Source organism: Streptomyces sp. NPDC048171 (genome assembly GCF_043202655.1).
In the GTDB taxonomy this organism is placed as follows: Bacteria; Actinomycetota; Actinomycetes; order Streptomycetales; family Streptomycetaceae; genus Streptomyces.
In genome coordinates this window covers 299,328-313,297 of record NZ_JBIDAU010000011.1, presented here as the reverse complement: position 1 = coordinate 313,297, position 13,970 = coordinate 299,328, and the positions used below count along the sequence as shown (strand labels likewise).

Genomic DNA, 13,970 nt, shown 5'->3' with positions numbered 1-13,970 from the left:
CCCTGTGAGGTGGGACAGCCAGCCAGGTCGCAGCAGTACTGCGGGGACTCCGTGAAGCGTCCCGCCCCGCTGATCACCGCGACCCGCGAGAACCCGACGGAGCCCCGGCCACCCGGGGCGGGGCCAGGGCAGCGATCTCCCGGTTGAAGAAAGCGTGGAACTCCTCGCCCCGCTCATACAGAGCGTCGAATCCGGCGTTCGTTTCCCGGATCAACGAGCGGTCGGTGTAACGCTTCGCTCCGGCCGCATTTCCGTCCTCGTCGTACACGACCTCGTACATGGCCGCATCGCCGAGAATCACCACTTCCGGGACCGGGCGACGCCGCTCGATGTTCGAAATATCGCGAGCGTCGAGAATCTTGATGTCATCGCCCAGGCCCACCCGCACCCGCAGGACAAACAATTCCCACTGCACGTACGGCGTGACTGGGAATTCCACGACGCGAAGACGGCGGTGCGTGATGCCCAGCCGTGAGGCCCGGCGGATTTCCTGGGCGTAGTCCGCGCGCCTCTCCTCGGCCAGCGACAGGGCCCTCTCCCAGTCGCCGTTGGCGAAGGCCTCCCAGCTCGGGAAGCCGCGCTCCTTGAAGTGCTGGCCGCGTTCTAGCTTGTTGAGGAAGCCGATCCCGCTGGAGTAGACCTGGCTCAGGTCCGCGTGGTACGTCGGGCGGTTCAGTCGCTGAGAGGTGCCGTTGGGGAAGGAGTCAAACACTGGGGATGTCCGGTTTCGCCGCGACGAGCATGTTCCTGGGGATGACCACGAGACGCTCGTCCGACCCGATCGAGACACCGTCAGGCAGGTTCTTGCCCAGCGACTGGGTGAGGTCCCGGCCGATGACGGCGATGTCGCCGTTGGTGAGTTCCCAGATGTCCGGACAGTCAGGAGTTCCGGTTGTGTTCCCGAGTTCCTGGGGCGTCTTTCCCAGGCGCTGCTTGAAACCTGTATCCGGATCCGCTTCCCATGGCCTGGCCATTTCCGCTTCCCCCTCGATCGGTCAGGGTGCTTCACTGTAGCGTGCATCTTGCCCGGCTGACGATGTGTTGGAACCTGCCCGCGTGGGTAATGGCGAGGACTGATTCCTCCTTGTCTCGTGTTGCGCACAGCTGGAACGCTATTGATCAGGAAGAAAATCATGTCAACGCCTGACAGGTGGCACATTTCCTCTTGCTGTCGGTATAACGGGTGAACGGAGGGACGGCTGTGGACGCAGAAGTGGCCTTGCTGGCGCAGAGCGCGGGAACCACCCTGGTCGCCTTGATGGCGACCGATGCCTGGCACCACGCGCGTGATGGGATCACACGGCTCTGGCGCCGGACGCAACCCGAGCGCGCCGAGACCGTCGCCGCCGAGTTGGAGGCCGGTCGCGAGGATGTACTGGTCGCCGCGACGGCGGGCGACCAGGAGACCTTGGACGAACTGCGGAGTCAGTGGCAGGGGGCGGTGCGCCGGCTGCTCGTGGCCCGGCCCGCCGCCGTCGAGGAACTGCGCGCCCTACTGGACCAGCTCGACCCCGCCGGCTCGGCCGCCCGGCAGATGACCCAGCACGCCACCGCGTCCGGCCAGGGCCGGGTCTACCAAGCGGGACGTGACCAGCACATCGCAGAGCGATGACGGGCGGGACGGACGGCCACGCCGAGGACCACGGACGCGTCTACCAGTCGCGGGGCGACCAGCACATCAGCGAGCACCACCACTACGGCGGTGCCGGGCCGGAGCACGGCGGACCCGATTCGGTGCGCCGCCCGGCCGTCGGCCGGCTCCCCGTCGCGCTGCGCGACCGCAGCGAGGTCATGCAACGTCTACGGGCGAGCGTCGAGGCGGAGCGCGGCGGCCAGGTCTACGTGCTGTACGGCATGGGCGGCTCGGGCAAGACGGCGGTCGCCTGCTCCCTGTTCCAGGAGGTCACCGGAGAACGGGGCCGCGCGGGCCTGTGGGTCAACGCCTCCGACCGCGCGAGCCTGCGTGCCGGCATGCTCGCCGTCGCCGCCGACCGAGGGGCGGACGACGGTGAACTGCTCGCCGCACGCAACGGCCTCAGACCGGCCGCCGACCTCGTCTGGACGTACCTCGACCGTTCCGCCGAACCCTGGTTGCTGGTCCTGGACAACGCCGACGAGCCGGAGATCCTGCGGGACGGCCACTGGCTGCGCACCAGCCCCCGCGGCATCGTCCTGGTGACTACACGGCGAGCGGCCGCCCGGTGGTGGCCGGGTGCCGAGCTGCAGCACATCGGCGTCCTGCCCCGGGAGGACGCCGCGCTCGTGCTGCGCGACCTGGCACCGGACAGCGGTACGACGGAGCAGGCGGCGCGGGTCGCGGACCGGCTCGGGCGGCTGCCCCTCGCCCTGAGCCTGGCGGGCGGCTTCCTCTCCCACCAAGTCATCGACCCCTGGACGATGGACGCCTACGCGGACCAGCTCGACGGAGACCAACGGGTCCAGCTGATCGACCGGGGAGCCGACGCGCTGTCCGAAGCGGACCCCCGGCATCTGGTCGGCCTGACCTGGCAACTGACCCTCGACGCGTTCGAAGCGCGCGGGCTGCCCGAAGCGGCGGCCCTGCTCCGGCTGCTGGCCCGGTTCGCCGCCGAGCCGCTTCCGCTGGCCCTGCTCAACCACGCCGGGATCGGCGCCGTACTTCCTCGTGCCCGGACCGAGACGGCCCTCAGAGCCCTCCTCGACCAGTCGCTGTCCGAACTGGTCGACGCCGCCGGGGCGCGCTGCGTACAGAGTCACGGCATTTTGCTCGACAGCGTCTCGGCGGCGACCCCCGCGGACCTCGTGCCCGCTCTCGACACGACAGCCGTCCGGCTGCTCGACGCGGCCGTGCCCGGCGTACCCGACGCCGGTCCGCACGATCCGCGACTGCGGCTGCTGGTACCGCACGCGCTGGCCCTGCTGCGGCACATCGGCGAGCCGTCGGCCGCCGACGCCCTGGCCATCGCGACGCGGCTGTCGGTCGCCCTGCACCGGACCGGTGACTACCTCTCCGCCTGGGAGACCGCCCGAAACGCCGCGGACCTCGCCGGGCGGCACCTCGAAGCCGACCACCGTACGGTGCTCGCCGCCCGCTCCAGGGCGGGGCGGGCACTGTTCCGGCTGGGCCGGTACGCCGAGGCCGAAGCGGCGCTCCGAACGGTCCGGGACACCCAGGAGCGCCTGTTCGGCGCGGACGACCCCGACACCGCGGACAGTGGCTACGGCCTCCAACTCGTACTGGCGAACCTCGGCCGACGAGACGAATCCGTCGCGCTGCTCCGCGGCACCGTCACCGGGCGGCGCGCTGCGCTGGGCCCCACACATCCGCTGACCCTGCGCGCCCGCGCCAGCCTGCTGGAGATGCTGCCCGCCGCCGACGTGATCGGCGAGGAAGGCGGTGCGCTGCTCACGCTGCCGTCGCAATGCGAGCGGGCTCTCGGCCCCGACCACACCGTGACCCTTGGCGCCCGGCACAACCACGCGTGGGCGCTGTATCTCCTGGGCCGCTTCGACGAGGCCGACCGTGAGATCCAGCGGGCCGCCGAGACGTACGTGCGGCGCTTCGGGCCCGAGTACCCGGTCGTGCTCGCCGCCCGGCAGCTCCTCTCCCGGACCCGGGCCGCGCTCGGACACGTGGAGGAGGCGACAACTCTGATGACCGACGTCGTCCAGCGGCGGGAACGCGGCCTGGGATCCGAACACCCCTTCACCGTCGCGAGCCGGCAGCTGCTGGACGCCTACCGGTCGGGGCGATGGCGGCCGTAGAGCCTACCGCGGGAGCGGAGCGGCCCGCGCGGGCGGTGCACGAGGGTATACGGCACGGGGGCGAGGGGAGTACCGATGTAGGGTGCTATGCGCAGGCCGTACGGGTGACGTTCAGTACGAGGGGGACGAAGAGTGCAAACGCCGCGAATCCGTCCGACCTGAAACGGCCGACGCCGTGAGCGTCGTTCCCGTCCGGTCACCGCATGACCGGGTCCGTCCTCGCCACCGGCCAGGACAGCCGGCCCGCCGCACCGGCCCTTCGTCTACCTGAGCCGTGCCCCGTCCCTGCACCGGCCCCGGGCTCCGGCGGCGGACCCGCGCGACACCGAGTACGAGCAGCAGCACCCATCGCCGTCAGGGAGAGCGAGAACCCGCAATGGCCCAGCCGCCCCTCCTCCGCGATGTCATCGACATCAAGGAGTCCATCTCCACCTCGGACTTCGTGCTGTCCCTCGCCGAGGCGACGACACCCGAGGGCGCCCAGCACGCGCTCAAGGACTACGTCGTCACCGAGCGGCTGCTGGAGAACTTCGACGAGGCGCTGGCCCTCGTCAAGTCCGCGCTGGACGGGCATCGCTCCAAGGCGGCGTATTTGCACGGCTCGTTCGGTTCCGGTAAGTCGCACTTCATGGCCGTGCTCTACGCGCTGCTCAGCGGCGACCCGGCCGCCCGTGCCCGGACCGAGCTCGACCCGGTGCTGACCAGGCACGAGTGGCTGAGCACGGACGGCAAGAAGTTCCTGCTCGTGCCGTACCACATGCTCGGCGCCAAGGCCCTGGAGCAGCGGGTGCTCGGCGGGTACGTGCACCACGTCAAGAAGCTGCACCCGGACGCTCCGACTCCGCAGGTGTACCGGACCGACTCCCTCTTCGCCGACATCCGTGCCATGCGCACCAACATGGGCGACGAGGCCGTCATCCGCGGCCTGGGTACCACCGATGCGGACGGCGGGGAGGAGGACGAGTGGGGCGAGGGCTTCGCCTGGACCCCGCAGCTCCTCGACACCGCGCTCGCCGCCGAGGAGAACCACGAGGGGGGCACCCCGCTCGATCTCCGCAATCCGTCCACCCCGGCCGAGCTGCGGGCCAAACTCGTCAACGACGCCAGCACCAACCTCCTCCCCGGCTTCGCCACAAACGCCGCCGAGAACGAGCACGGCTTCATCTCCCTGGACGCCGGCCTGTCCGTCATCGCCGAGCACGCCAAGTCGCTCGGCTACGACGGCCTGATCCTGTTCCTGGACGAGCTGATCCTGTGGCTGGCCACCCTTATCCACGAGCAGAAGTTCGTCGCCCGCGAGGCCAGCAAGATCACGAACTTCGTGGAGGGCGGTGACGCCCGCCGCGCCATCCCCGTCGTGTCCCTCATCGCCCGCCAGCGCGACCTGCGCGAGCTGGTCGGCGAGGAGGTGTCCGGCGCGGCCGAGTCGTCCATCCAGGACACCCTGAACCTGGCCTCCGGCCGGTTCGACAAGATCACCGTGGAGGACCGCAACCTCCCCCAGATCGCCCACGCCCGCATCCTCAGGCCCAAGGACGCCGAGGCGGCACAGCAGGTCGATGCCGCCTTCGAGCAGACCAAGCGCGTGGGCCCGCAGGTGTGGGACACCCTGCTCGGTTCGGAGAAGGGGACCACCGGTGCGGACGCGGAGTCGTTCCGGCTGACGTACCCGTTCTCGCCGGCATTCATGGACACCCTCGTCCACATCTCGTCAGCCCTGCAGCGCTCCCGCACCGGTCTGAAGCTGATGGGCGAGCTCCTCGCCGACCACCGCAACGAGATCCGCCTCGGGCAGCTCATCCCCGTCGGTGACCTCTACCCGGTGATCGCGAAGGGCGGCGACAAGCCGTTCACGGACAGTCTGAAGGTCGTCTTCGACGCCGCCGACAAGCTCTACAGGACCAAGCTGCGGCCCTACCTGCTCAGCGCGTACGACATCACCGAGGACGACGTCGAGCAGTACCGCAACCGGCCGGAGTCCCTCACCGACCCGAAGCGGCTGAACGGCTGCCGGATGTTCACCGGCGACAACCGGCTCGTGTGCACGTTGCTGCTGTCCGCGCTCGCGCCCAGCGTGCCCGCGCTGTCCGAACTGACCATCCGGCGGCTCGGCGCGCTCAACCACGGCTCGGTCCTGGCGCCCATCCCGGGCGCCGAGGTCGGCATCATCAAGAACAAGGTCGCCGAATGGGCGGCCCGGTTCCCCGAGATCAAGGAGACCGGCACCGATACCAACCCCGGCGTCCGTCTCGAACTCTCCGGCGTCGACGTGGACTCCGTCATTGCCAACGCCCAGGTCAACGACAACCCCGGCAACCGCGTCGCCCTGGCCCGGCGCCTGCTCTCCGGGGAACTGGGCGTCGAGCACGGCCAGTTGATCGACCAGCTCGGCTTCACCTGGCGCGGCACCGCCCGCACCGCCGAGATCGTGTTCGGCAACGTCGCCGACGAGGACGAGCTGCCCGACCACGACCTGATGCCGCAGGAGGAGGGCCGCTGGCGCATCGCCATAGACCTCCCCTTCGACGAGGGCGAGTGGGGCCCGGTCGAGGACGTCAACCGCATCCGGCGGCTGCGCGAACGCCAGCAGGGCGAGCGGTCGCGCACCGTCGCCTGGCTGCCCGCCCACCTGTCCGCGCAGCGCTTCCAGGACTTCCGGCGCCTCGTCGTCATCGACAAGGCCCTCGCCGACGAACACCGCTTCGACACCCAGTACGCCGGCCACCTCAACGCCGACAACCGCAGCCGCGCCAAGGGCCTCCTCGAAACCCAGCGCGAGGCGCTGCTCAAGCAGGTCAAGGGTGCCTTCAAGCAGGCGTACGGGCTCGCCCAGAAGCAGGCCGCCGACGTGGTGCCCGACTTCGACGACCACCTCGTCGCGCTGCCCGACGTCGACGGACTCACCCTCTCCTTCGGACAGAGCCTGCACGACGGCATCCGGCACGTCGCGGGCAAGCTGCTCGCCCACCAGTACCCGGCCCACCCCGACCTCGACCCCGACGCCACCGGCTCCGCCGTCAAGCCCGCCGACACCAAGAAGGTGTTCACCCACGTCCGCGCCGCCGCCGAGGCTCGCGACGGACGGGTGGAGGTCCCGGCGGGCGATCGCGGGTACATGCGGCGGATCGCCGAGCGCCTACGCCTCGGACAGCAGAAGGAGGCGTACTTCGAGCTGTCCCGCTACTGGGCGGACCACTTCCGGCAGCAGGCCAGCTCCCAGGGTGTCACCGGGGACCTGTCCCTGATCACCCTCACCGACTGGACCGACAGGCCCCAACCCCGCGGCCTGCCCGACTTCCTCTCCCGGCTCGTCGTCGCCTCCTTCGCCGAGATGGACGACCGGGTGTGGGTGCGCGGCGGCACCGTCCTCGACCCCGCGCCCGAACTGGCCGCGATCAAGGACCACGACGCGCTGCGCAGTCAGCCGCTGCCCGACGAGCCCGCTTGGGACGCCGCACGGCAGCGCTTCGAGACGATCTTCGGCGCCAAGCCGCCCGCGCTGCGACGCGGCCGGATGGTCAACCAGTTCGCCCGCCAGATCATCGAGGCCGCCCGCGACCACCGGGACCACGCGGCCGACTTGGTGCACCAGCTGGAGGCCCACGCCACCTTCCTCGGCCTCGACCAGACCGCCGACACCGGACGGCTCGCCCTCGCCCGTCGATGCCTGGAACTGCTGGACTCGCTCACGGCGGAGGCCGGCAAGGGCGCGGCCGGGGCGAAGAAGACCGTCGAAGCCCTGGCCTCCTTCGACCTGGGCGAGACCAGCGCCGACCGGTACGGCACCTCCGTCAAGAAGGCCCGCGCTGTCGCGGAGGCCGTCGCCTCCGCCCCCTGGAGCACCCTCGAACTCGCCGCCGGGCTCGGCCCCGAGGGCGAGGCGCTGCTCGACTCGCTGCGCAACGTCGCCCGCGACGACCAGCGCACCGCCGACCTGCGTGACGCCCTCGCCCGTACCCAGCGCGAGGTCGTCGCCCTGATCAAGCGGACCCAGGCCGCCGCCACCCCGCCGCCCGCGCCCGCCGCACCGCGGCCCTCCACGGCCGACGGACAGTCCCTGGACACGCCGACCAGCGACCCGCGCATCCCGTACGCCCCGCCGCCGGAAGCACCTGCCCCGGCGAGCGGTGGCGGCACCGCGCGGAAGTCCGGGCGCCGCAGCACGACCGTGTCCCGGGCCGCCGGCGACCTCCAGACCGAGCTGGCCGAACTGGCCGCGCGCCACCCGAACGCGGCCATCGAGATCACCTGGCAGGTCATCGAATGACGGACACCGCCACCGCCCCGCCGGGCGCGGTCAGGCTGAACACCGCGACCGTCACCCAGTACCTGTCCTCGCAGTCCTCCCTCGCCGCCTCCCTCACGGGGGACGACGAGGGCAGGCGCCGGGTCGCGCTGCTGCGGTCCGCGCCCCAGTGGGACGGCCCCGCCGAACCCCTCTGGGGTGAGGGCCGTACGGCCGGTGTCGCGGTGGCGCCGTCGCCGCTCGCCGTCCATGAACTCGTTCTCGACCACCTGGCGGGCCGCCGACCCGGCCCCGCGGTCCTGGTCGTCCTCACCGACCGCGAGCAGCACGAACTCGACCCGGCGATCCTCGCCCGCGTCCACAAGCTGCGCATCGACACGGTCGACAGCTGGGACGTCGTCCGCGAGGCGTTCGGCGCCCGGCAGATAGACCCCCGGCTGAAGGACGTCAACTGGGCGGCCGAGGCCCTGCTCGACGCCACCCCGCCCGGCGGCTGGCCGGCGGTGCCCGGCGGCTGGCTGTCGCGCCAGTACGCCCTCACCGCGCTCGCCCAGCGCCGCCTGCGCCTGGGCCGCCACGACACCGAGGGCAGCACGCGCCGCCCCGGCGACGACCGGCTGGACGCCCAGGCCCTGCTGCACTGGTCGACCCGGCCCGGAGCCCTCGAACGGCTCCTCGCCCTGCGCGGTCCCGAACGCGCCGGGCTCACCGCCTACCTCGGCGAGGACGACCAGGCAGGCCTCGCCGGACGCGCCCTGCTCGCCCTCGTCGACGCCGAACGCGGCACCGACGCCGTCGCCTTCGGCCTCGTCTGCGCGGCGCTGTGGCAGCACGCCGGGCCCACCCCCGAGACCTACCGGGCCCGGGGCCGCGCCGAACGCTACTTCGGCGACCAGCCCCCGGCGACCGGCGACCAGCTCGACGCCCTGGTGACCGTCTTCGGCCGGGCCGCCGAGGAGTACGTGATCACACTGCTGGCGGCCGGACACCGCACCGGCGGCACCGACGCCGACCAGGCCCGTGAGGCACGCCGTACCACCGGGATCGTGCTCGACCGGGCGTTCGCCCTGGCCCGCCAGTTCGGGGCGGAGGACGCCGTGGCGGCGAGCCCCGTCCTGCGCGGCGGACTCGAGGCCCGGTTCACCGCTGTCGGCCGGGCCCTCGCGGCCGGCGACACGAGTGCGGTGGCGGACGCCGTCCGCCGCCTGGAGGACCATCGGCTCGCTGCCGAGCCGGGGGAGTTCGCCCGCATCGAACGGGCCCGCATGGGCCAGCGCCTCGGCCGCTGGCTGGCCGGCGACCCGCCCGCCGACGCCCACACCGTCGCCGACGCAATCAAGCGGCATGTAGCCGAGACCGGATGGGCGGATCTCGCCCTGGAGCACATCGAGGCCGGTGGCGACCCGGACCCCGTCCTCAAGGCCGCCTACGACACTCTCGGCACTCGCGTGCGGGAACGGCGCCGACAGCTCGACGCGTCCTTCGCCCGCTCCCTGGCCGACTGGACGCAGGCCGGTACTCAGCCCGGTTCCATGCTCACCGTCGAGACCTTCCTCGACCGAGTAGTCGGCCCGGTCGTACGGCGTACTGGGGAACGGCGGGTACTGCTGCTCGTACTCGACGGCATGAGCGCCGCCATCGCCAACGAACTCGGCGAGGAACTGCGACACTCATGGGCCGAGTTCGACCCGCTGCCCGAGGGCGACACCCCGCACCGGCGGGCAATGGCCGCCGCTCTGCCCACCGTGACGGCCGTGTCCCGTACCTCGCTCTTCGCGGGAACGCTGATGAAGGGCACGCAGGCGGACGAGAAGCGGCTCTTCCCTGCACTGAAACTGTGGGGCGGTGCCCCCGCCACCGTCTTTCACAAGGACGACCTGCGTACCGAGACCGCGGGTGACACCTTCGGTCCGGCGCTCACGGAGGCGCTGGACGACGGCAGGACCCACGTCGCCGTCGTCCTCAACGCCATCGACGACCGGCTCGCCAAGGAGCAGAAGCTCGGTGACGGTGCCTGGCGGATCGACGACGTACCCGGCCTGCGCGAGCTGCTGCGGGTGGCGGCCACCCAGGGCATGGCGGTCGTGATCACCAGCGACCACGGCCATGTCGTCGACCGGCACGGCACGAAGGTCGACACCGCAGGCGATCCCGCCTCCGCCCGCCACCAACTGCCCGGCGCCGGCCCGCTCGCCGAACGGGAAGTGACGCTGTCCGGGCCGCGCGTGGTCTGGCCCGAACCCGGTGCGTCTGTCATCGCCCTGTGGGACGCCGACTCCCGCTACACCGCCCTCAAGGCCGGCTACCACGGCGGCGCCTCTCTTGCCGAGGTCGCCATTCCGGTGCTCGCCTTCCTGCCGTTCGGTGCCGAGCCTCCCAAGGGCTGGCGCGAACTGGGCGACCAGCGGCCGGTGTGGTGGGCTCCGGAGGAGACCGGTAAGCCGCCACTGCCGGATGAGCACGCCGCTCGGTCGGGGACCGCCAAGGCCTCCGCTCCCAAGAAGCCGACGGCGAGGACCAAGAGGGACCAGGCCCAAGTCGCCCGGATGCACCACGGGGCGCTCTTCGACGTGGCGCTAACGCCCGGCGGAGATGACGCCCTGGTCACCCCGGCCGTCGTCTCCCGAACCGAGAACCTGGTGACGGCACTGCTCGACTCGGAGGCGTACCAGGCGCAGCTCGGCGGACTGGCCCGCAAGCCGCAGCAGGAACAGGTCCACAAGGCGCTCGCCGCCCTGCTGGACGCGGGCGGCACCTTGCCCGTGACCGCGCTCGCCCAACGGGCAGGCATGCCCGTCGCCCGGGGCGACGGCTTCGCCGCCGTCCTGCGGCAGCTCCTCAACCACGACGGTGTACAAGTCCTGGAGCCCCTGCCGGACGGCCGCACCCTGCGGCTCCACGAGGCCTTGCTTCGCGAACAGTTCGCTCTCGGAGTGGGCTGAGTAAGCGGTCCCCGCCGTGCGGGTCCCGGACCCGCACGGCTGCCACAGCACGCGACGGGCGAGGGCCGTTCCCGTCACTCTGAGAGACGTCAATGGCCCCGCCGGTTCACGTTATGGCGCGAATTCCCGCAGTACCTTCGCGAACGTCGTCAGCTGGTCGAGCATCTCCGGCGGAAGCGGCTTCTCGTCGAAATGGGCGATCCGGTTGCGGATGTCCTTCACCCGCTTCAGCAGACCGATGAACTGCTCCCGCGGCATACTGGGCCACTTCAGGGCCTCCCAGTTGCGGTCGGCCCGCTCCGCGAAGGACTGCTTGGCCTGGGCGCCGTCCAAGAGGCGCAAGTAGTCACCGAACATGAGGTCCGACACCTGGCCGGTGCGATGCTCCGCCTTCTTGTTCGTCTGGACCGCCTTGACGGCCTCGGAGTCCAGTGCCGCGCCCAGACAGCGGCGCAGCAGCGACTCGATCTCGCCCACGATGAAGAACGGGCGTGCTGCCCCCTCGAAGCGCTCCGTGACGTCCGAGGCGGTGACGATGCCCGACAGGCAGCCGTCGTCGCCGCGAACGAGCAGGTATCCGTGCTCACGGATGACCGGGAGGGCGGTGAAGAACTCCTGGCGGGCGTCTGCGACGGGCAGCGAGTCCTTCTCCATCGCGTTGTCCAGCGTCGCCTGCTTCCCGGCCTCGTACATCTTGGCCACGGACCCCCAGGTGACCACCCCGTGGACCTGCGCCATGCCCGTGGTCACCGGCACCTGGGAGAGGCCCTTCGTACGCATCAGGAAGGTCGTCTGGGACAGCGGCGTACCGGGACCCACGGACACCAGGCCACGCCGCGCCGACGGCATGTCGCCGAGCAGCAGCCGCTGTGGCAGGGCGTGCGAGGGCAACGCCTCGTCCGCCTCGTCGGCTTCGCTCTCCGGCTCGGCGGGCGTGCGCTGTGCGGGCACCGAGGCCAGTGGCACCACGTCGACGCTGCTGCGCAGACCGCACACGGCGAAGTCCGGCAGAGTGGTCAGCCCGGCGTCCGTCAGTGCCTGCGAGATGCGGTGCACCGACCGGTGGTCGCGGACCCTGACCTGGAACAGGTCGAGGATCTCCTGCACGGATACCGTCCTGCCCTTGAGCGAGGTGACGTCCCCCTCGTGCGACCTGGTCGTCATCAGGCGTCCGCCTCCGGCAGGTCACGGAGCATCGTCCTCTTGCCCATGGCCGAGTGGACGAGATCCTGCAACTGCTTGGAGCGGTCACGGTAGAAGCGCTCGTAATCGTTCTGCCGCAACGCGTCCGGATCGATCAGGTGGGTCGTCAGGAGGTCGTCGAACCACTCGGGGCGCATGTCGGACGCTGCGATCATCGTGGACAGGTACGACGACGGCGCCCCCGTCATGTCCATCGCCGCGCGGTAGGACAAGGGCGTCTTGTTCACGATCGAACCCGTGGGCAGCCCTCCGCTGTTGCCCCGACGGAACCACGACTTGGGGAAGATCTGCCGGATGTCCACCCCGTACTCGTCCAGCCTGCCGGGACTGAGCGGGGCACTGGTGTGATGCCAGTCCACCGCCCCCTGTTTGATCAGCAGCGCGTAGATCCCCTTGTAGGCGGCGCTGTTACGGGTGGTGAGGGTGTCGAGGCGGTCGGCGAAGAAGAACGCCTCCGTGACAGTCTCGGGTGCCCTCTCGTCCTGCGCGATCCAGGGGACGAGCTGCTCGACGTCCTTGGTGAAGCGGGTCTCCGTGGAGCCGCCGTACATCTCACCGAGGACCCCGCACCAGTACCACTGCTCGATCTTCTCCTCCGCCCCCAGACCGTCGGTCGTCGTGTCGAGGATGGCGCGGACCGCCGCGAGCGGCACGAGCTGCGTCTTGTACGGAAGGTCTGCCGGGCGGACGATGCACTGCCGCTCCAGGAAGTCGCCGACCCAGGTGAAGGCGTCGGCGAGCTTGGGCGCCAGGCGAACGAAGTCGGCCAGCGGCAGGTCCAGCAGGTCGCGGCGCTTGCAGGACACCGTGGTCCCGACGCCCTGCTGCTTCCGCTCCCAGGTGCGCACCAGCGCGATGGCCTGCAGAAAGTCGATGCTGCTCAGCCCGTTCTCCAGGCCGCTGTCGAGCCGCCCGAAGACCGGGTACTTGCTCGCCAGCGCCTGTTTGATCTCCCGCCACACCACCGGCAGCTGGTAGTAGTCCCCGGTCCGTTCCACGTACTCGCGGTCACCGGCATAGGTCGCGGTGAGCAGTTCGAAGACGTTCAGCGGCACGCCGCCCGTGTTGACCCGCTCGAACACCGCGCAGACGGCGTCCATGGAGGTGGATGCGGCCAGCCGGATCATCGGGACCTGGAACGCGCGCACCTGCTGGAGGACCGCCTCGTCGAACTGGCCCCACAGATCCCAGTTCCGGTCCTCGTCCGCCTTGATGTAGACCTTCTTCCACTCGTTCACCCGCTGGGCGTCGAAGACGAAGTGGAGGGGGAAGAGGCCGGCCGCGCACTCGGCCTCGGTGGTGCTCAGATCCAGCACCACGGTGCGATTGAAGTCCGTCCGGAGCACCTTGTCGGCCGGGACGGACACGATGGCTTCGTCACGGTCCGAGGACGGCCCCACGGCCTTCGCGATGTCGACGTAGTACCACCGCTGGATGGGCTTTCCCCGGGAGTCCGCCGTCTCCACCGGAGCGTCCAGCCACAGCGCCTGGAAGAGCGAGGTGAGACGCTGCTGCCCGTCCAGCAGCAGGAGATCGGCCTCCGGGTCCCCGTCCGGCCGCGCGCCGGTGAGGGTTCGGGAGCGGAAGCGGGTGGCACCGCCGGTCTGCAGCGTCATCACGACACCGAGCGGGTAGTCCAGCGTGACCGTCGCGATGATCGCCCGGATCCGGTCGTCGTCCCACTTCCAGTTCCGCTGGAAATCGGGCAGTTGTAAGGAGCCCGAGGCGACATCCGCCAGAACGTCCTTGAGCTTCACGTTGTCGAGGGCCGCCATGTGACTCCACTCCCCGCCCTGATGTCTGTACGGAGAGTGATTCCAGCAGCGCAGCCCGGT

8 protein-coding genes are annotated in these 13,970 nt (G+C 70.8%); 4 read left to right on the top strand and 4 right to left on the bottom strand.

Annotation, left to right across the window (positions count from 1 at the left end):
- Positions 1-73 precede the first annotated feature (73 nt).
- A complete protein-coding gene (locus ACGF3J_RS30285; protein ID WP_393855205.1) occupies positions 74-712 on the bottom strand; it encodes a DUF6879 family protein in 639 nt (212 codons plus the stop codon).
- Positions 705-974, bottom strand: coding sequence for a hypothetical protein (locus ACGF3J_RS30280; RefSeq protein WP_161326398.1), 270 nt, complete (start codon positions 972-974; stop codon positions 705-707). Before ACGF3J_RS30280 ends, ACGF3J_RS30285 begins: the two co-directional genes overlap by 8 nt.
- Before the next feature lie 227 nt (positions 975-1,201).
- Here ACGF3J_RS30280 and ACGF3J_RS30275 point away from each other — a divergent pair, with 227 nt between their 5' ends.
- From ACGF3J_RS30275 to pglZ, 4 genes are all read left to right on the top strand, one after another.
- Entirely contained in the window at positions 1,202-1,612 is a 411-nt protein-coding gene (locus tag ACGF3J_RS30275; RefSeq protein ID WP_161326399.1) for a hypothetical protein, read from the top strand.
- A complete protein-coding gene (locus tag ACGF3J_RS30270; protein ID WP_161326400.1) occupies positions 1,609-3,744 on the top strand; it encodes a tetratricopeptide repeat protein in 2,136 nt (711 codons plus the stop codon). The genes ACGF3J_RS30275 and ACGF3J_RS30270 overlap by 4 nt, the downstream gene beginning before the upstream one ends.
- Before the next feature lie 376 nt (positions 3,745-4,120).
- Entirely contained in the window at positions 4,121-8,011 is a 3,891-nt protein-coding gene (locus ACGF3J_RS30265) for a phage resistance protein (protein WP_393855204.1), read from the top strand.
- Positions 8,008-10,932 carry a BREX-2 system phosphatase PglZ gene (pglZ, locus tag ACGF3J_RS30260; protein WP_393855203.1) on the top strand — a complete coding sequence of 975 codons (2,925 nt, stop codon included), beginning with the start codon at positions 8,008-8,010 and terminating at the stop codon, positions 10,930-10,932. The genes ACGF3J_RS30265 and pglZ overlap by 4 nt, the downstream gene beginning before the upstream one ends.
- 111 nt (positions 10,933-11,043) lie before the next feature.
- Here the strand turns inward: pglZ and ACGF3J_RS30255 are convergent, their stop codons facing one another.
- Both ACGF3J_RS30255 and ACGF3J_RS30250 read right to left on the bottom strand, forming a co-directional pair.
- On the bottom strand, positions 11,044-12,096 hold the full coding sequence (locus ACGF3J_RS30255; protein ID WP_161325796.1) for a CBS domain-containing protein: 1,053 nt from the start codon (positions 12,094-12,096) through the stop codon (positions 11,044-11,046).
- Positions 12,096-13,910 (bottom strand): DUF262 domain-containing protein, encoded by a 1,815-nt coding sequence (locus ACGF3J_RS30250; RefSeq protein WP_161325798.1) that lies wholly within the window; start codon positions 13,908-13,910, stop codon positions 12,096-12,098. The genes ACGF3J_RS30255 and ACGF3J_RS30250 overlap by 1 nt, the downstream gene beginning before the upstream one ends.
- Positions 13,911-13,970: the final 60 nt, after the last annotated feature.

Excerpts from the sequence above, each read along its gene's own strand:
- ACGF3J_RS30270 (WP_161326400.1), top strand. The coding sequence starts at position 1,609 with ATGACGGGCGGGACGGACGGCCACGCCGAGGACCACGGACGCGTCTAC.
- pglZ (WP_393855203.1), top strand. The coding sequence starts at position 8,008 with ATGACGGACACCGCCACCGCCCCGCCGGGCGCGGTCAGGCTGAACACC.
- ACGF3J_RS30250 (WP_161325798.1), bottom strand. The coding sequence starts at position 13,910 with ATGGCGGCCCTCGACAACGTGAAGCTCAAGGACGTTCTGGCGGATGTC.
- ACGF3J_RS30255 (WP_161325796.1), bottom strand. The coding sequence starts at position 12,096 with ATGACGACCAGGTCGCACGAGGGGGACGTCACCTCGCTCAAGGGCAGG.
- ACGF3J_RS30265 (WP_393855204.1), top strand. The coding sequence starts at position 4,121 with ATGGCCCAGCCGCCCCTCCTCCGCGATGTCATCGACATCAAGGAGTCC.
- ACGF3J_RS30280 (WP_161326398.1), bottom strand. The coding sequence starts at position 974 with ATGGCCAGGCCATGGGAAGCGGATCCGGATACAGGTTTCAAGCAGCGC.